Below are 17169 nucleotides of genomic sequence, written 5' to 3'. Positions count from 1 at the left end.
CGGCACCGCGCGCCTCACGACCAGCCCGGCACCGCCCGCCTCCGGATCATCACGGCGCCCCGGCACGCACTGCCCGCCCCCTCACCGGCAGGCGGCCGTGGAGCGGGCCCGCCCGTCGTCCGGCGGCCGCCCGGGAGCCGCGCCGCGGTCAGCCCGTCGCCAGCAGGATCGCCAGGAGGACGGCTCCGGCGATCGCGGGCGCGGCCACCTCGTACGCCCAGCGCACCGTGATCTCGCCCTGCGCGGACTCGGCCTTCCCCCGGTTCTCCAGCGTCTCCCGCAGGTCGTCCATGACCTTGTCGGTGGCCGCGCGCGCCGGGCCCGAGTCCTCGGCGGGCTCGTGCAGGCCGCGGGACGCGCCACCGCCCAGGCCGAAGCCGCCGTAGCCGCCCCCGGTGGGCTCCGTCCGGCCGCGCCGCGCGTCCGACGCCGCCTTGGCCTGCGCCTTCGCCTGCCGTCCCGCCGCCCTCTTGCGGCCGCGCAGCGAGACCGGGATCGCCCACAGCTGGTACTTCGCGCCCGAGGTGACGAGCACCTCGTTCGAGTAGCCCGAGCGCAGGACCTCGATCTCTCCCCACGGAAGCGTGATCACACGGAACGGGTTGCGCACCCGCAGCCGGTCCTCGCCCGCGAACACCGCGGGGCGCAGCGTGAAGGCCACCACCAGCGGCACGATCAGGATCATGAGGGCCAGGGCGAGCCAGGGCGTGCGGCCGTGGCCCCGGATCAACGCGTCGATCCCGAGCCAGCCGATGATGCCGAGCAGGAGCACGCCACCGACCAGCGCCTGCGGCGAGCGGTAGATGCGGTCCTTGACGAGGGGCGAGGTCATGCCGCCGATTGTGCCTCAGGTGTGCGCCGGGACGCCGTGGGGTGTGCGTCCGGTGCGCGGTCCGGCCCGCCGAGGGCCCGCCGCACGGTGCCCGCCGCGCCGCGGAGAGAAGAACCGCGCCCTCGGGGTGTACAGCCGCTACGCGCGTAGATATGCTCGGGTGGTGACCATGCCCACCACCGCACCCCACGCACTTGCTGACGTCACCGCGTCCGACAGCACGCTGCGCCGCTTCCTCCACGGGCTGCCCGGCGTCGACGCGGTCGGCCTGGAGGCGCGTGCCGCCTCCCTCGGCACCCGTTCCATCAAGACCACCGCGAAGGCGTACGCCATCGACCTCGCCATCTCGATGGTCGACCTGACGACGCTGGAAGGCGCGGACACCCCGGGCAAGGTCCGGGCGCTCGGCGCCAAGGCGGTCCACCCGGACCCGACGGACCGGACGACCCCCGCCACGGCCGCCGTCTGCGTCTATCCCGACATGGTGGCCACCGCCAAGGAGGCCGTCGCCGGCTCGTCCGTCAAGGTCGCCTCGGTCGCCACCGCCTTCCCGGCGGGCCGCGCCGCGCTGCCGGTCAAGCTCGCCGACGTGCGGGACGCCGTGGCCGCGGGTGCCGACGAGATCGACATGGTCATCGACCGCGGGGCGTTCCTCGCGGGGAACTACGCCAAGGTGCACGAGGAGATCGTCGCCGTGAAGGAGGCCTCGGGCGCCGCCCGGCTCAAGGTCATCTTCGAGACGGGCGAGCTGTCGACGTACGACAACATCCGCCGGGCCTCCTGGCTCGGCATGCTCGCGGGCGCCGACTTCATCAAGACCTCCACCGGCAAGGTCGCGGTGAACGCGACCCCGGCGAACACCCTGCTCATGCTGGAGGCCGTGCGCGACTTCCGCGCGCAGACCGGTGTCCAGGTCGGCGTCAAGCCGGCCGGCGGCATCCGCACCAGCAAGGACGCGATCAAGTTCCTCGTCCTGGTGAACGAGACGGCGGGCACGGACTGGCTGGACAACCACTGGTTCCGGTTCGGCGCCTCCTCGCTCCTGAACGACCTGCTGATGCAGCGTCAGAAGCTGGCCACCGGCCGCTACTCCGGCCCCGACTACGTGACGGTGGACTGATCACCATGGCCAAGGAAAAGATGACCACCGCATTCGAGTACGCACCGGCGCCCGAGTCCCGCTCCGTCGTCGACATCGCCCCTTCCTACGGCCTCTTCATCGACGGCGAGTTCACCGACGCCGCCGACGGGAAGGTCTTCAAGACGGTCAGCCCCAGCACCGAGGAGGTGCTGTCCGAGGTCGCGCGGGCCGGCGCCGAGGACGTCGACCGGGCCGTCGGGGCGGCCCGCAAGGCGTTCGAGAAGTGGTCCGCGCTGCCGGGCTCGGAGCGCGCCAAGTACCTCTTCCGCATCGCCCGCATCATCCAGGAGCGCAGCCGCGAGCTGGCCGTCCTGGAGACGCTGGACAACGGCAAGCCGATCAAGGAGACCCGCGACGCTGACCTCCCGCTGGTCGCCGCGCACTTCTTCTACTACGCGGGCTGGGCCGACAAGCTGGACCACGCCGGCTACGGCGCGAACCCGCGGCCCCTCGGCGTCGCCGGCCAGGTCATCCCCTGGAACTTCCCGCTCCTGATGCTGGCCTGGAAGATCGCCCCGGCGCTCGCCACCGGCAACACGGTGGTCCTCAAGCCCGCCGAGACGACTCCGCTGTCCGCGCTCTTCTTCGCGGACATTTGCCGCCAGGCGGGCCTGCCCAAGGGCGTCGTCAACATCCTGCCCGGCTACGGCGACGCGGGCGCCGCGCTCGTCGCCCACCCGGACGTCGACAAGGTCGCGTTCACCGGCTCCACCGCCGTCGGCAAGGAGATCGCGCGCACGGTCGCGGGCAGCCGCAAGAAGCTCACCCTCGAACTGGGCGGCAAGGGCGCGAACATCGTCTTCGACGACGCGCCGATCGACCAGGCCGTCGAGGGCATCGTCACCGGGATCTTCTTCAACCAGGGCCAGGTCTGCTGCGCGGGCTCCCGGCTCCTGGTCCAGGAGTCGATCCACGACGAGCTGCTCGACTCCCTCAAGCGCCGCCTGTCCACGCTCCGCCTCGGCGACCCGCTGGACAAGAACACCGACATCGGCGCGATCAACTCCGCGGAGCAGCTCGCGCGGATCACCTCGCTCGTCGAGCAGGGCGAGACCGAGGGCGCCGAGCGCTGGTCCCCGGCCTGCGAACTCCCCTCCTCCGGCTACTGGTTCGCCCCGACGCTGTTCACGAACGTCACCCAGGCGCACACCATCGCCCGCGACGAGATCTTCGGCCCTGTCCTGTCGGTCCTGACCTTCCGCACCCCGGACGAGGCCGTCGCCAAGGCCAACAACACGCAGTACGGCCTGTCGGCCGGCATCTGGACCGAGAAGGGCTCGCGGATCCTCGCCGTGGCGAACAAGCTGCGCGCGGGCGTGATCTGGTCCAACACGTTCAACAAGTTCGACCCGACCTCGCCGTTCGGCGGGTACAAGGAGTCGGGCTTCGGCCGCGAGGGCGGCCGCCACGGCCTGGAGGCATACCTCGATGTCTGATCGCACCAACGAGCGTCTGTCTGTCTTCAAGACCTACAAGCTGTACGTCGGCGGGAAGTTCCCGCGTTCCGAGAGCGGCCGGGTGTACGAGGTGACGGACTCGAAGAACAACTGGCTGGCCAACGCGCCGCAGTCGAGCCGCAAGGACGCCCGGGACGCGGTCGTCGCCGCCCGCAAGGCCTTCGGCGGCTGGTCCGGGGCGACCGCGTACAACCGCGGCCAGGTCCTGTACCGCGTCGCGGAGATGCTGGAGGGCCGCCGGGACCAGTTCGTGCGCGAGGTCGCCGACGCGGAGGGCCTCGGCAAGTCCAAGGCCGCCGCGGTCGTGGACGCGGCCGTGGACCGCTGGGTCTGGTACGCGGGCTGGACGGACAAGATCGCCCAGGTGGCCGGCGGCGGCAACCCGGTCGCGGGCCCGTTCTTCAACCTCTCCTCGCCGGAGCCGACCGGTGTGGTGGCCGTCCTGGCCCCGCAGGAGTCGTCGTTCCTCGGCCTGGTGTCCGTGGTCGCGCCGGTGATCGCGACCGGCAACACGGCGGTCGTCGTGGCCAGCGAGAAGGCGCCGCTCCCGGCCCTCTCGCTCGCCGAGGTGCTCGCCACCTCCGACGTCCCCGGCGGAGTCGTCAACGTCCTCTCCGGCCGTACGGCGGAGATCGCGGCGCCGCTCGCCGCCCACCAGGACGTCAACGCGATCGACCTCGCGGGCGCCGACGAGGCGCTGGCCAAGGAGCTGGAGATCGCGGCGGCCGACAACCTCAAGCGGGTCCTTCGTCCACAGCCTGTGGATTACACCGCGACCCCGGGGACCGAGCGCCTGACGGCCTTCCTGGAGACGAAGACGGTCTGGCACCCGACGGGCGCGCTGGGCGCGTCCGGCTCCTCCTACTGAGGCCGGCCGAACCGCCCCGTCAGGGGCCGGGGAACCGCGCGTCCGCCGCCACGGACCCGCGGTTCCCCGTCGGCCGTCAGCCGCCCGCGGTGCCCAGCGCCTGCCCCAGCAGCGGCAGCGACCCGACCGACGACGCCTGCGCCACCGGTCCGGTCAGCATCTTCGACGACACCGGCTGGAAGTCGGCCACCTGCGTCCCCACCCCGTTGTCCAGCGGGTCGACGCCGGTACCCGCCAGCGGGTTGGGCTTCAGCCCCGTCACCGAGCCCGTGACGTAGGGCAGCGCGGCACCCAGCGCCTGGAGACCCGTGGTCGGGTCGGCGTGGCCGAGCCCGGCGGGCGCGGTCCGCACCAGGGAGTCCGCGACGTGCTGGGGGGCCGCGGCGGCCGTCGCGGCGCCCGCGCCGAGCGCGACTCCCGCCGTGGCGAGTGCGACCAGGGCACGCTGAGCGGTCGGATGCGGGGAGGACGCGGTTCGGGCCATGAGAGGTGCCACCTTCGAGTGCTCAGGGTAAGCGTATGGGCACTCAGGGTAGTTGAGGTGTGAGTCACGCTCCAAAGCCGACCCGCGGGGTCGGCAGCGGGCGCCCCATGCGTCAAACTGGTGTTCCGTGAGCATTCATCCGCCGTCCCCCGCCCGTGTCGTGCTGCTGTGCGGCCCCTCCGGCTCCGGCAAGTCCCTCGTCGCCGCCCGCTCCGGGCTGCCCGTGCTGCGCCTCGACGACTTCTACAAGGAGGGCGACGATCCCACGCTGCCGCTGGTGGCGGAGAGTTCGGACATCGACTGGGACCACCCGGAGTCCTGGGACGCGGAGATCGCCGTCGAGGCCATCGCCCGGCTCTGCGCGACGGGTTCGACGCCGGTCCCGGTGTACGACATCTCGCTGAGCGCCCGTACCGGCGAGGAACCGCTGCACATCGGCCGCACCCCGCTGTTCATCGCGGAGGGCATCTTCGCCGCCGAGATCGTGGAGCGCTGCCGGGAACTCGGCCTGCTGGCCGACGCGCTCTGCCTCAGCCGGGGGCCGGTGCGGACGTTCCGGCGGCGCTTCCTGCGCGACCTCAGGGAGGGCCGCAAGTCGGTGCCGTTCCTGGTGCGCCGCGGCTGGCGGCTGATGCGCGCGGAGCGGGCGATCGTGGCCCGCCAGGTGTCGCTGGGCGCGCACCCGTGCGACCGGGACGAGGCGCTGGGCCGGCTGGCTGCGGCAGCGGTGGGCCGGCAGACCCGGGACCGGGCCGCGGCCTGACCGCGCGGCACCCGCGGGCGAAACGAAGAAGCGGGACCGGACGGACCCCCCGGCCCTCCGGTCCCGCTCCCCGTCGCTCCGCCGAACACCCCCGTGTCCCCCGTGGCGGAGCTCCCCCGTGCTTTCCCCCGCGAGTCCCCCCGGACCCGCTTTCCCCCTGGGCCCCGACTCGCGTCCCCCGTGAGTCCCCCCGGGCCCTCCCCGTCGGGATCCCCCCGGATCCCCTCACCTTCAGGCGACGAGCTCCCCGAAGGCGTCCTCCTCGTCACGGCCGAAGCTGAGGACCTCGTCCTCGCGCAGCCGGCGGAGCGACCGCCAGATGCTGGACTTCACCGTGCCGACACTGATGTCGAGGATCTCCGCGATCTCCGGGTCCGTGCGGCCCTCGTAGTAGCGCAGGACCAGCATGGTGCGCTGGAGTTCGGGCAGCCGGGCGAGCGCCTGCCACAGGACCGCGCGCAGCTCGGTGCCGCTCATCGCGTCCGTGTCGCCGGGCGTCTCCGGCAGTTCCTCGGTCGGGTACTCGTTGAGCTTGCGGCGCCGCCAGGCGCTGATGTGCAGGTTGGTCATCGTGCGCCGCAGGTAACCGCCGACGGCGGCCTTGTCGCTGATCCGGTCCCAGGCCCGGTACGTCGAGAACAGCGCGCTCTGCAGCAGGTCCTCGGCCTCGAAGCGGTCACCGGTCAGGTGGTAGGCGGTCGCGTACAGGGAGGCGCGGCGCTCCTGGACGTAGGCGGTGAACTCCGCCTCGGTCAGCGAGCGCTGCTCCCCCGTGTCCTCCCCGTGCGCCTCCCCCGTGAGGCCCTCGACCACCGTCATGTAACCGGTGTGCTGACGTCCGGTGCCGCGAGCGCACCCCCGCGCTCCCCCACGCTCGAATCCGCTCGCGCGGGAGGGACCACCCTCACCACCGGACTTCTCGGAACCCCGGTGCACGTCGTGCAGACGCGTGATCACTGCGCTGGTGCTGTGACCGATCAGCGTGTTCATCTCGCGCCCCCCGTCGTGGACTTCCGGTAGTTCGGCTTGCCGGGGCGGTCTCGCTTGCCCGTGCCGAGAACTCTGCCGGGTCACCTTCACGGCCGTATCCGCCGACTGTCACAGACCTGTCACAGGGATCCGGCACAGAGCGTCCACACGTGATGCACAGGTGGTGGTGCTCGTGCGGTTCGCGCACGGCTACGAGCCGCACAGGTCGTACGACAGGCCTCTCATGGGCCAGAATGAGCCCGTGCCTTCCCTGTTGCTGATCGAGGACGACGACGCCATCCGTACGGCCCTGGAGCTCTCTCTGACGCGCCAGGGGCACCGGGTGGCCACCGCTGCGACCGGTGAGGACGGTCTGAAGCTGTTGCGTGAGCAGCGGCCCGATCTGATCGTCCTCGACGTCATGCTGCCCGGCATCGACGGGTTCGAGGTGTGCCGGCGGATCCGGCGCACGGACCAGCTGCCGATCATCCTGCTGACCGCGCGCAGCGACGACATCGACGTGGTGGTCGGGCTGGAGTCCGGCGCCGACGACTACGTCGTCAAACCCGTCCAGGGCCGGGTGCTCGACGCCCGGATCCGGGCCGTGCTGCGCCGCGGGGAGCGCGAGTCCACCGACTCGGCGACTTTCGGCAACGTCGTCATCGACCGGTCGGCGATGACCGTGACGAAGAACGGCGAGGACCTCCAGCTGACGCCGACCGAGCTGCGGCTGCTGCTCGAACTGAGCCGGCGGCCGGGGCAGGCGCTGTCCCGGCAGCAGTTGCTGCGGCTGGTGTGGGAGCACGACTACCTCGGCGACTCCCGGCTCGTGGACGCCTGCGTGCAGCGGCTGCGCGCCAAGGTGGAGGACGTGCCCTCCTCGCCGACCCTGATCCGTACCGTCCGTGGTGTCGGCTACCGCCTGGACGCCCCTCAGTGACGGACCGGCAAGGGGGATTGCGCGGCTGGGCCGCGGATCGCAAGGGGGCCGTGTCCCGGCTGCGCTTCACCAGCCTGCGGCTGCGGCTCGTGGTGGTCTTCGGGCTCGTCGCGCTGACCGCGGCCGTGTCCGCGTCCGGCATCGCGTACTGGCTGAACCGCGAGGCCGTGCTCACCCGCACCCAGGACGCGGTGCTGCGCGACTTCCAGCAGGAGATGCAGAACCGGGCCGGCGCGCTGCCCGTCCATCCCACCCAGGACGAACTCCAGCGCACGGCCGGGCAGATGGCGGGCAGCAGCCAGCGGTTCAGTGTGTTACTGGTCGGCCAGGACCCCGACGGCAAGACGGTGTACGGCAGTTCGGACGGGCTGAGCGCGTTCGCGCTCGACGACGTGCCCCGCCCGCTGCGGCACGCCGTCGACAAGCAGCAGAAGCTGACCGATTCCGACAAGTCGGCCTACCACCTGTACTGGCAGCGGGTCGTCGACCACGGCACGCCGTACCTGGTGGCCGGGACGCGGCTGATCGGCGGCGGGCCGACCGGCTACATGATGAAGTCGCTGGAGCCGGAGGCGAAGGACCTCAACTCGCTGGCGTGGTCGCTGGGCATCGCCACCGGGCTCGCGCTCATCGGTTCGGCGCTGCTCGCGCAGGCCGCCGCGACGACCGTGCTGAAGCCGGTGCACCGGCTGGGCGTCGCCGCCCGGCGGCTCGGCGAGGGCAAGCTGGACACCCGGCTGCGGGTGTCCGGCACGGACGAACTCGCCGATCTGTCACGGACGTTCAACGACGCGGCCGAGGCGCTGGAGAAACGGGTCGACGACATGGCCGCGCGGGACGACGCCTCGCGCCGGTTCGTCGCCGACATGAGCCATGAACTGCGGACGCCGCTGACCGCGATCACCGCCGTGACCGAGATCCTGGAGGAGGAACTGGAGGCGGAGTCCGGGTCGGTGGACCCGATGATCGAGCCCGCCGTCCGGCTGGTCGTCAGCGAGACGCGCCGCCTCAACGACCTCGTCGAGAACCTGATGGAGGTCACCCGCTTCGACGCCGGCACGGCCCGGCTGGTCCTCGACGACGTGGACATCGCCGACCAGATCACCGCGTGCATCGACGCGCGGGCCTGGCTGGACGCGGTCGACCTGGACGCCGAGCGCGGCATCCACGCCCGTCTCGACCCGCGCCGCCTCGACGTGATCCTCGCCAACCTGATCGGCAACGCGCTCAAGCACGGCGGTTCGCCGGTGCGGGTGTCGGTGCGGATGGACCAGGAGGAGGGCGGCGACCTGGTGATCGCGGTGCGCGACCACGGTCCCGGCATCCCCGAGGACGTGCTGCCGCACGTCTTCGACCGGTTCTACAAGGCGAGCGCCTCCCGGCCGCGCTCCGAGGGCAGCGGCCTGGGCCTGTCCATCGCGACGGAGAACGCCCGGATCCACGGCGGTTCGATCACCGCCGCCAACTCCCCCGAGGGCGGCGCGGTGTTCACCCTGCGGCTGCCGCGGGACGCCTCGACGCTGACCGCGGAGAGCCAGGACGCCGCGGAGAAGGACGCCTGATGCACGTACGAAGACTCCTGGGGGCCGCCGGGCTGGTGCTGACGCTCGGCGGGTGCGGGATCCGGGCCACCGAGGTGCCGACCGACTTCGGCGGCGCGCCCTCGCGGGTGCCGTGCTCGATGACGCAGCCTGACGTGCCGGCGCAGTCCGCGCGCGGGGTGCCGGTGCAGGTGTTCCTGCTGTGCGGCTCCTCGCTGGTGACCGTGGACCGGGAGGTGCTGGTGCCCGAGGGCACGGCGGACGCGCAGCGGCGCGTGATCGTCGCCCAGGGGCTCCTCGACCAGCTCGCGGAGACGCCCACCGCCGCCGAGAAGGCGGCGGGCTACACGACGTACGTGCGCGGCGGGATGTCGGTCGTCGGGCCCCGGCCCGGGGATCCGGAGGACACGCTGCGGCTGAGCACGCCGCCGGCCCAGCTGACGTCGTACGCGCTGGGCCAGATCGTGTGCACGCTCTCCGACTCGGCGGCGGCCGAGGGCGACGGCTCGGTGATCCTGGGCGGGCCCGGACGCGAGCCGCTGCTGCGGTACGAGTGCACGGACGCGGTGCGCAACGCGCCGAGCGGGAACCGGCCGCCGTCCAGCGGGGTCACCTCCGGGTGAGGGGCGCTTCGGCGCCCGACGGGGTCCCGGGCGCCGCCGCACGGCGGGTGCGGGCCGGTGCGGGCTTGTCGCGCGGTTCCCCGCGGCCCTCGCGGGGCGCGTCCTGACCGGCCTGTGTCCGAGGCCTCACTGCCGTATCCGGAACCGTTCGTGTGCGGGTGGGCGTCTTGGGGGGCGTGCAGCGTCAAGGCTCCATCGGCGACAGCGCCGCGATCCGCGTCCGTGCGACAGGGGGTGTCCTCCTCGTCGCCCATCTCGCGCTCGTCGCCTGGCTGATGCTGCGGCCCCTGGACGTGCCGTGGGTGATGCCCCCCAACCTGCACCCGTTCGCCGGGATCCGCGCGGACCTGGCGCTCGGCCCGCGTGAGGCGGCGCACCGGATCGGCGAGGGCCTCGCGCTGCTCGCGCCACTGGGCGTGCTGCTCCCGGCGGTGCACGGCCGGCTCCGTGTCTCGCCGCTCGCCTCCCTGGTCCGTACGGCGACCGCGGGCGCGCTGCTCTCGCTCGGCATCGCCCTGCTGCAGACCGGCGTGCCGGGACGGGTGGTGGACGTCGACTCGGTCCTGCTGAACACGGCCGGTGTGGTCCTCGCGCATCTGGCGGTGGTCCCGGCGGCCCGCGCCCGGTTCCGCCGGCGCGGTGCCCGGCGGTGGCCCGCGGCCCTCCCCCAGGAGGACGCCGCTCAGGGTCGTACCCCGACGATTCCCAGGGTCGGGATCGCTCCGTAGAGCGACGCTTCGACCCGGTTCGTCTCCGTACCTTGGGAAGGGACGAGGGGCCGCAGGGGCCGCCTCGAACCGGTCGCCCACCGCACCGGACCCTCACGAAGGAGACGCGGATGTCCAGCCTCGCCCGCCCCACCCATGGCCGCATGATCGGCGGAGTGTGCGCCGCGCTGGCCCGCCGCTTCGGCACCTCCGCGACCACCATGCGGGTCGTCTTCCTGCTGTCCTGCCTGCTGCCGGGCCCACAGTTCCTGCTCTACATCGCGCTGTGGATCCTCCTCCCCTCGGAGGAGAAGGCCTCCACCGCCTGGTGACGGCCGGGCACGGCGACGCCGTCGGGGCGCACCGAAGCGTTCCGGTGCGCCCCGACGGCGTTGCCGGCCGGCCCGGGGGGGGGAGGGGTCAGCCGATCGGGATCCCGTTCACCGGCAGCCCGTGGGTGGGCATGCCCTGGACGGGCAGACCGCCGAGGAGACCGGCGACGGGCTTGGTCGGGCCTGCGGAGAGGACCTGCTGGGCGGCCGGCTGGGCGGCGGCGAGACCGGCGGAGAGAGCGGTCCGCCCCTGCGCGAGGGCCTCACCGGCGCCCGGCAGGGCCTTGGCGGCGTTCTCGGCCGGCAGCGTCCTGGTGACGGTGTCCAGGGCCTGCGTGGAGTCCGGGACGGCGGGGGCCGCGTTGGCCGCACCGGCGCCGGCGGCGGCGAAGGCGGCGCCGAGCGCGGCGACACCGAGGGTCTTGGCAGCAGACTGCTTCATCGTTGATGCGTCCTTGGAATACGGTGACGGGGAATCACAAAAAAGTGCTGAGCGGTCCACGACCGTAAACATGCCGGACCGCCCTCCGCAAACACCGAAATGCGGACGGCCGGTGAGAGCGCGTCCGCATTCCGGGCCCCGCCGAATCCTCCGGTCAGTCCTGCCGGTCGGCAGAACCGCTGGTGGAGGCCGTCTGCCGGAACAGCCATTCGGATTTCAGCTCCGCATAACCGGGCTTGATGACGTCATTGATCATGGCGAGTCGTTCATCGAAAGGAATGAACGCTGATTTCATCGCATTGACGGAGAACCACTGGATGTCGTCGAGTGTGCAGCCGAACGCCTCGACAAGGTGCTCGAATTCCCGGCTCATGCTGGTCCCGGACATCAGGCGGTTGTCCGTGTTCACGGTGGCCCGGAAGTGCAGCCGCCGCAGCAGCCCGATCGGGTGCTCGGCGTAGGAGGCGGCGGCCCCGGTCTGCAGGTTGGAGCTGGGGCACAGCTCCAGCGGGATCCGCTTGTCGCGGACGTAGGAGGCGAGCCGGCCGAGTTCGACCGTGCCGTCCTCGCGGACCTGGATGTCGTCGATGATCCGCACGCCGTGCCCGAGCCGGTCGGCGCCGCACCACTGGAGGGCCTGCCAGATGGACGGCAGCCCGAAGGCCTCGCCGGCGTGGATGGTGAAGTGGTTGTTCTCGCGCTTGAGGTACTCGAACGCGTCGAGGTGCCGGGTGGGCGGGAAGCCGGCCTCGGCGCCCGCGATGTCGAAGCCGACGACGCCCAGGTCCCGGTAGCGGTTGGCGAGTTCGGCGATCTCCAGGGAGCGGGCCGCGTGCCGCATGGCGGTGAGCAGGGCGCCGACCCGGATCCGGCGGCCGTTCTCGCGGGCGAGCGCCTCGCCCTGCCGGAAGCCCTCGTTGACGGCCTCGACGACGTCTTCGAGGGAGAGGCCCCGGTCGAGGTGCTGCTCGGGCGCGTACCGCACCTCGGCGTAGACGACGCCGTCCTCGGCGAGGTCCTCCGCGCACTCACGCGCGACCCGCACCAGGGCGTCCCGGGTCTGCATGACGCCGACGGTGTGCGAGAAGGTCTCCAGGTACCGCTCCAGCGAGCCGGAGTCGGCGGCCTCCCGGAACCAGAGACCGAGCTTGTCGGGGTCGGCCTCGGGAAGCTGGGCGTAGCCGGTCTCCCGGGCCAGGTCGGCGACGGTGCCGGGGCGCAGGCCGCCGTCGAGGTGGTCGTGCAGCAGAACCTTCGGTGCCCGGCGGATCTGCTCCGGCGTCGGGGTGTTCGCGATGCTCTGGCTCGTCATTTCCGCACTGTAACTCCTACGCGCGTAGATCGCCCGGTACTCTGCGCATTCCCCTTCCCGTCGATACGCAACGGTGACCGCACCGACGGGTCGCGTACACCGCTTCTTCTGACACTGTTCTGTCATGGCACAGCAAGCGACGCCGGTCCGAACGGCCAGGCTGGGCAGAGCAGTCGGTCAGGAGCCGACGACGGTGAGCGGAGCGGTCCTGCTGCTCCCGGGCGGCGAGGAGGTCTCCGCCCGCAGACCGTCCCCCGTTTGGGCGACGCCCTTCGTCCGCGCACTCGGACGCCGGCTCGCCCGGGACGGCCGCCGGGAGGGACTGGCCGCACACCTCGTCCACTACCGCTACCGCGGCTGGAACGGCGACGAGGCACATCTGGCGGCAGACGCGAACTGGGCCGCCGACGAGATCGTACGGCGGTACGGCGACGTCCCGGTGTGCCTGGTCGGGCTCGGCATGGGCGGCCGGGCGGCATTGCGCGCGGGCGGCCACGAGGCCGTGAACTCCGTGGTCTCCATCGCCCCTTGGCTGCCGGAGACGGACGTGGCGGCGCCCGAGGAGCCGGTACGGCAGCTGGTGGGGCGCCGGGTGCTGATCGTGCACGGCACGAACGACGAACGCACCGACCCGGAGCTGTCGTTCCAGCTGGCGGCGCGGGCCAAGAAGGCGAACCGGGAGGTGTGCCGGTTCGAGGTGCACTCCGACGGGCACGGGCTGCACCAGCACCGGGACGAAGTCCTCGCCCTCGCCGCGGACTTCGTCATGGGCGCGGTGTACGGGCACGTGGTGTCGCGGCCGGTGGAGGACGCGCTGGCGGCGCCGCCGCCGATCGGCCTGCGGATGCCGCTCGCCGCGGGGTTCGGGCGGTCGCTCCGCAAGGGGTGAGGTCCGGGGCGCGGCGCGGCGGGCGCCCCCCTAGGCAGGGAGCAGCGTCCCCCTCCTCGACAGCAGGAACTTCTTGAAGGCGGCCACCGGCGGGGTGTCCGGATGGCCGCGGAGCCAGGCCACGCCGATCTCCCGCGCCGCCCTCGGAGCCGTGACCGTCAGTTCCACGACGCCGGGGCGGGGAAAGGCGGGCGGCGGCAGCAGCGCGACCCCGAGCCCCGCCGCCACCAGGCCCCGCAGCGTCTCCGCCTCCTCCCCCTCGAAGGCGATCCGGGGCCGGAACCCGGCCTCCTTGCACAGGTCGTCGGTGATGCGGCGCAGGCCGTACCCCGGCTCCAGGGTCACGAACGTCTCGTCGGCCGCCTCGGCGAGACGGACCCGCTTGCGGACGGCCAGCGCGTGGTCGGCGGGGACCACCAGGCGGAGCTTCTGTTCGTCCAGGCGCCTGGCCACCAGGTCGGGGGCGTCCGGCACCGGCGAGGTCAGGCACAGGTCCAGCTCGCCCGCGCGGAGCTTCTCGATCATGGCCTCGCCGTAGTTCTGGACGAGGCCGAAGCGGACCCCGGGATGGTCCACGCGGAAGGCCTGGAGCAGGCCCGGTACGGTCTCCGCGCCCATCGTGTGCAGGAAGCCGAAGGCGACCTTGCCGGTGGCGGGGTGGGCGTCGGCGCGCACCTCGTCGGCGGCGCGCTGCACCTCGGCGAGGGCGCGTTCGACCGAGGCGAGGAACGTGCGGCCGGCCGGGGTGAGCGAGACGGTGCGGCCGTGCCGGGTGAACAGGTCGACACCGAGGTCCTCCTCCAGGCGGGCCATCGCGCGCGAGAGCGTGGACTGCGGGACCTCGATCTCCTGCGCGGCCCTGGTGACGTGCTCGGTCCGGGCCACGCCGGCGAAGTACGCGAGGCGGGGCGCCAGCAACATCGTCATGTCTTCTGTGTCACTGTCCGGTGACAGGCGCTTCGCTGACCTCCGTTGATGCTCCATGGGAACGATTATGGCGATTCCGTGCATTGGACGGATCAAAGGGGGGCTCCGTACGTTCGAGGCATGTCTCCCGCCAGTACCGGGGCGTCCACCGCCATGGACGCCGCAGCGCCCGTCCCCGCCTCCGACACACCCGACTCCCGGATGGCTCCGGGCGGCCCCGGCTACCGCCGGATGAGCTTCGCCCTCTTCCTCTCCGGTGTCGCGACCTTCGCCCTCCTCTACTCCACGCAGGCCCTGCTGCCGCTGATCTCGGACGGCTTCGGGGTGAGCGCGAGCGACGCGAGCTGGACGGTGGCGGCGGCGACCGGCGGTCTGGCGCTGTTCGTCATCCCGATGAGCGCCCTGTCCGAGCGGTTCGGGCGCCGTACGGTCATGACCGCGTCGCTGGCGGTGGCGGTGACCGTGGGCCTCCTGGTCCCCTTCGCGCCGTCGCTGGGCGCGCTGGTGGTGCTGCGGGCCGTCCAGGGCGCCGCGCTGGCCGGGCTGCCGGCCTCCGCGCAGGCCTACCTGGCCGAGGAGGTCCGCCCGAGGGCGCTGGTCACGGCGATCGGCCTGTTCGTGGCGGGCAACAGCGTCGGCGGCATGAGCGGCCGGGTCATCACCGGCTGGGTCGCCCAGGAGTGGGGCTGGCGGGTCGCGGTGGGCGCCATCGGCCTGGTCGCGGTCGGCTGCGCGGTGGCCTTCCGGCTGCTCCTCCCCGCCCCGCGCCACTTCAAGGCCGGCTCGCTGCACCCGCGGCGGCTGCTCGGCACGGTCCGCGACCACCTCGCCAACCCGCTGCTGCGCCGCCTGTACGCGATCGGCGCGCTGTTCATGACCGTCTTCGGCGGCGTCTACACGGTGATCGGCTACCGGCTGACCGAGGAGCCGTTCTCGCTCCCGCAGGGCATCGTCGGCTCGATCTTCCTGGTCTACCTGGTCGGCACGGTCTCCGCGTCCACGGCCGGACGCCTGGTCGGCCGCCTCGGCCGCCGGGGCGCCCTCTACCTGGGCGGCGGCACGACGGCAGCGGGTCTGCTGCTCTCCCTGGCCGACTCGCTCCCGCTGGTCCTGCTGGGCCTGGTCCTGATCACCGCGGGCTTCTTCGCGGGCCACGCGGTGGCGTCCTCCGCGGTCAGCAAGACGGCCGCCCACGGCCGGGCCCAGGCCTCCGCCCTCTACCAGTCCGCTTACTACATCGGCTCCAGCGCGGGCAGCACGGTGGGCGCGCTCGCCTTCCACGCGAGCGGCTGGGCGGGGACGGTCGGCGTGGGCCTGCTCGCGATCCTGGGCGTGGTGACCCTCACGGTCCTGGGCACGGTGGCGGCCCGCCGCCGGATCCCGGCCCACGCTCACTGACGCGCCTCGGGAGGGGCGCCGGGGACAGCCCCGGCGCCCCTTCGGCGCACCCCTGCTCACCAGCACGTTTCCCCACTCCGGGCGCCACTGTCAGTCCCCTGCGGTAGCTTCCAGGTGCTGGAGCGCGACGGCGCGCGAACAGGAACGGCCACAGGGGTGGGTGGACGGCAATGACCGACAGCACGGCGACGGCGGAACTCGACGTCGCACTGGAGAAGTACCGGACCGAGCTGACCGGCTACTGCTACCGGATGCTCGGCTCCTCGTTCGAGGCCGAGGACGCCGTGCAGGACACGCTGGTGCGGGCCTGGCGGAGCTACGACAAGTTCGAGGGCCGCTCCAGCCTGCGGTCGTGGCTGTACCGGATCGCGACCAACGTGTGCCTGGACCTGCTCAGCGCGGGCAACAAGCGGGCCCGGCCGATGGACCTCAGCGAGTCGACGCCGCTCGCCCGCGCCGCGCTCGCCCCGCGGCCCGACAACACCTGGCTGGAGCCGGTGCCGGACGCGCGCGTGCTGCCGACCGTGGACGACCCGGCGGAGGCGGCCGTCGCCAAGGAGTCGGTCCGCCTCGCCTTCATGGCCGCGCTGCAGCAGCTGCCGCCCAAGCAGCGGGCGGTGCTGATCCTGCGCGAGGTGCTGGCCTGGAAGGCCGGCGAGGTGGCCGAGCTGCTCGGCACCACCGTCGCGTCGGTCAACAGCGCGCTGCAGCGGGCCCGGGCCACGCTGGCCGAGCAGCAGCAGTCGGGCGCCGCCGCCGAGGTCTCCGACCCGCTCGACGAGGAGCAGCAGAAGCTCCTGGAGCGTTACGTGGCGGCGTTCGAGGGCTACGACATGACCGCGCTGACGGCGCTCCTGCACGAGGACGCCATCATGACGATGCCGCCGTTCGACCTGTGGCTGGTCGGCCACGAGGACATCGCGGGCTTCATGACCACGATCGGCTCCGCCTGCGAGGGCTCCCGGCTGTTCCCGGTCCAGGTCAACGGCCTGCCCGGGTTCGCCCAGTACAAGCCCGACCCGGACACCGGCGGCTGGACCCCCTGGTCGATCCAGGTCCTGGAGATCTCAGACGGCCGGCTGACCGGGTTCCACTTCTTCCTCGACACCAAGCGCTGGTTCCCGCTCTTCGGCTTCCCCCTCCACCTGGATGCCGAGGCCGACGAACCGGAGCAGGGAGCGTAAGGCGGGGTCGGGGTCGCGCAGCCGTATCCGTCCGCCGGCCCGGCGGGCGGTCAGCTCCAGCCGGGCCAGCAGGTCGACGGCCGCAAGGCCCGGCGGCCCGATCCCGGCGACATCGCAGACGACGGTCCGGGCCGTGCCGCCCGCCAGCAGGGCCCGCGTCCGCGCGCACAGCCCGGCCACCGCGTCCTGGGTGACGGGGCCGGGCACCACGAGCACGGCGGGGGTCTTGGCATCCACGGACCGGTAGACCGCCGCGGGTGCGACAACTCATCGGCGGGGTGCCGGGTTTCCGCGCTGCCGTCGCGCAGATCACAAGGACCACAACGTTGACCTGCACCTGACCGCCCCCGAGGGTTTGCT

General features: G+C 72.7%; 19 protein-coding genes. 12 read left to right on the top strand and 7 right to left on the bottom strand.

Annotation, left to right across the window (positions count from 1 at the left end; translation table 11 throughout):
- Positions 1 to 148: 148 nt before the first annotated feature.
- Positions 149 to 832, bottom strand: coding sequence for a PH domain-containing protein (locus ACIQOE_RS16230; protein WP_351318572.1), 684 nt, complete (start codon positions 830 to 832; stop codon positions 149 to 151).
- A gap of 169 nt (positions 833 to 1001) precedes the next feature.
- On the opposite strand from ACIQOE_RS16230, the gene deoC reads away from it, so the two are divergent.
- From deoC to ACIQOE_RS16215, 3 genes are read left to right on the top strand one after another with little or no spacing between them, the layout of a single operon-like run.
- A complete protein-coding gene (deoC, locus tag ACIQOE_RS16225; RefSeq protein WP_351319004.1) occupies positions 1002 to 1952 on the top strand; it encodes a deoxyribose-phosphate aldolase in 951 nt (316 codons plus the stop codon).
- A 20-nt stretch (positions 1953 to 1972) separates the two neighbouring features.
- Positions 1973 to 3409 (top strand): aldehyde dehydrogenase family protein, encoded by a 1437-nt coding sequence (locus ACIQOE_RS16220; RefSeq protein ID WP_351318570.1) that lies wholly within the window; start codon positions 1973 to 1975, stop codon positions 3407 to 3409.
- Positions 3402 to 4298 carry an aldehyde dehydrogenase family protein gene (locus ACIQOE_RS16215; protein WP_351941481.1) on the top strand — a complete coding sequence of 299 codons (897 nt, stop codon included), beginning with the start codon at positions 3402 to 3404 and terminating at the stop codon, positions 4296 to 4298. The genes ACIQOE_RS16220 and ACIQOE_RS16215 overlap by 8 nt, the downstream gene beginning before the upstream one ends.
- A gap of 76 nt (positions 4299 to 4374) precedes the next feature.
- Here the strand turns inward: ACIQOE_RS16215 and ACIQOE_RS16210 are convergent, their stop codons facing one another.
- Positions 4375 to 4782 (bottom strand): hypothetical protein, encoded by a 408-nt coding sequence (locus ACIQOE_RS16210; protein WP_365554543.1) that lies wholly within the window; start codon positions 4780 to 4782, stop codon positions 4375 to 4377.
- Between the two features lie 127 nt (positions 4783 to 4909).
- On the opposite strand from ACIQOE_RS16210, the gene ACIQOE_RS16205 reads away from it, so the two are divergent.
- Positions 4910 to 5545 (top strand): uridine kinase, encoded by a 636-nt coding sequence (locus tag ACIQOE_RS16205; protein WP_363016500.1) that lies wholly within the window; start codon positions 4910 to 4912, stop codon positions 5543 to 5545.
- A 231-nt stretch (positions 5546 to 5776) separates the two neighbouring features.
- Here the strand turns inward: ACIQOE_RS16205 and ACIQOE_RS16200 are convergent, their stop codons facing one another.
- On the bottom strand, positions 5777 to 6535 hold the full coding sequence (locus ACIQOE_RS16200; protein ID WP_351318562.1) for a SigE family RNA polymerase sigma factor: 759 nt from the start codon (positions 6533 to 6535) through the stop codon (positions 5777 to 5779).
- A 241-nt stretch (positions 6536 to 6776) separates the two neighbouring features.
- On the opposite strand from ACIQOE_RS16200, the gene afsQ1 reads away from it, so the two are divergent.
- From afsQ1 to ACIQOE_RS16175, 5 genes are all read left to right on the top strand, one after another.
- Positions 6777 to 7454, top strand: coding sequence for a two-component system response regulator AfsQ1 (afsQ1, locus tag ACIQOE_RS16195; RefSeq protein WP_177232965.1), 678 nt, complete (start codon positions 6777 to 6779; stop codon positions 7452 to 7454).
- On the top strand, positions 7451 to 9016 hold the full coding sequence (locus ACIQOE_RS16190; protein WP_351318560.1) for a HAMP domain-containing sensor histidine kinase: 1566 nt from the start codon (positions 7451 to 7453) through the stop codon (positions 9014 to 9016). Before afsQ1 ends, ACIQOE_RS16190 begins: the two co-directional genes overlap by 4 nt.
- Positions 9016 to 9618, top strand: coding sequence for a hypothetical protein (locus ACIQOE_RS16185; RefSeq protein WP_401412006.1), 603 nt, complete (start codon positions 9016 to 9018; stop codon positions 9616 to 9618). Before ACIQOE_RS16190 ends, ACIQOE_RS16185 begins: the two co-directional genes overlap by 1 nt.
- 176 nt (positions 9619 to 9794) lie before the next feature.
- The gene (locus ACIQOE_RS16180) at positions 9795 to 10346 is read left to right on the top strand and encodes a VanZ family protein (protein ID WP_351941474.1); all 552 of its coding nucleotides are present in this window, start codon (positions 9795 to 9797) and stop codon (positions 10344 to 10346) included.
- A 110-nt stretch (positions 10347 to 10456) separates the two neighbouring features.
- Positions 10457 to 10657, top strand: coding sequence for a PspC domain-containing protein (locus ACIQOE_RS16175; RefSeq protein ID WP_351318554.1), 201 nt, complete (start codon positions 10457 to 10459; stop codon positions 10655 to 10657).
- 88 nt (positions 10658 to 10745) lie between these two features.
- Here ACIQOE_RS16175 and ACIQOE_RS16170 read toward each other — a convergent pair whose 3' ends face one another.
- The gene (locus ACIQOE_RS16170; RefSeq protein ID WP_365554550.1) at positions 10746 to 11099 is read right to left on the bottom strand and encodes an ATP-binding protein; all 354 of its coding nucleotides are present in this window, start codon (positions 11097 to 11099) and stop codon (positions 10746 to 10748) included.
- Between the two features lie 154 nt (positions 11100 to 11253).
- Positions 11254 to 12411 carry an adenosine deaminase gene (locus ACIQOE_RS16165; protein WP_401412003.1) on the bottom strand — a complete coding sequence of 386 codons (1158 nt, stop codon included), beginning with the start codon at positions 12409 to 12411 and terminating at the stop codon, positions 11254 to 11256.
- Between the two features lie 124 nt (positions 12412 to 12535).
- On the opposite strand from ACIQOE_RS16165, the gene ACIQOE_RS16160 reads away from it, so the two are divergent.
- Positions 12536 to 13300: a prolyl oligopeptidase family serine peptidase gene (locus ACIQOE_RS16160; protein WP_365554556.1), complete on the top strand. Its 765-nt coding sequence runs from the start codon at positions 12536 to 12538 to the stop codon at positions 13298 to 13300.
- Between the two features lie 30 nt (positions 13301 to 13330).
- On the opposite strand, the gene ACIQOE_RS16155 is transcribed toward ACIQOE_RS16160, so the two are convergent.
- Positions 13331 to 14284, bottom strand: coding sequence for a LysR family transcriptional regulator (locus tag ACIQOE_RS16155; RefSeq protein ID WP_351318546.1), 954 nt, complete (start codon positions 14282 to 14284; stop codon positions 13331 to 13333).
- A gap of 63 nt (positions 14285 to 14347) precedes the next feature.
- Between ACIQOE_RS16155 and ACIQOE_RS16150 the strand changes: the two genes are divergently transcribed.
- Together ACIQOE_RS16150 and ACIQOE_RS16145 are read left to right on the top strand one after the other, a co-directional pair.
- Positions 14348 to 15625, top strand: coding sequence for an MFS transporter (locus tag ACIQOE_RS16150; RefSeq protein ID WP_401412000.1), 1278 nt, complete (start codon positions 14348 to 14350; stop codon positions 15623 to 15625).
- A gap of 170 nt (positions 15626 to 15795) precedes the next feature.
- Complete coding sequence (locus tag ACIQOE_RS16145; protein ID WP_399012366.1) at positions 15796 to 16809, top strand: sigma-70 family RNA polymerase sigma factor; 1014 nt, start codon at positions 15796 to 15798, stop codon at positions 16807 to 16809.
- Here the strand turns inward: ACIQOE_RS16145 and ACIQOE_RS16140 are convergent.
- Positions 16693 to 17046, bottom strand: coding sequence for an STAS domain-containing protein (locus ACIQOE_RS16140; RefSeq protein ID WP_399012367.1), 354 nt, complete (start codon positions 17044 to 17046; stop codon positions 16693 to 16695). The two genes, ACIQOE_RS16145 and ACIQOE_RS16140, sit on opposite strands and share 117 nt — an antisense overlap.
- Positions 17047 to 17169: the final 123 nt, after the last annotated feature.

The sequence above is a fragment of the Streptomyces sp. NPDC091282 genome (assembly GCF_044757385.1).
GTDB lineage: Bacteria > Actinomycetota > Actinomycetes > Streptomycetales > Streptomycetaceae > Streptomyces > Streptomyces gramineus.
This window is presented reverse-complemented; position numbering and strand designations above follow the sequence as displayed.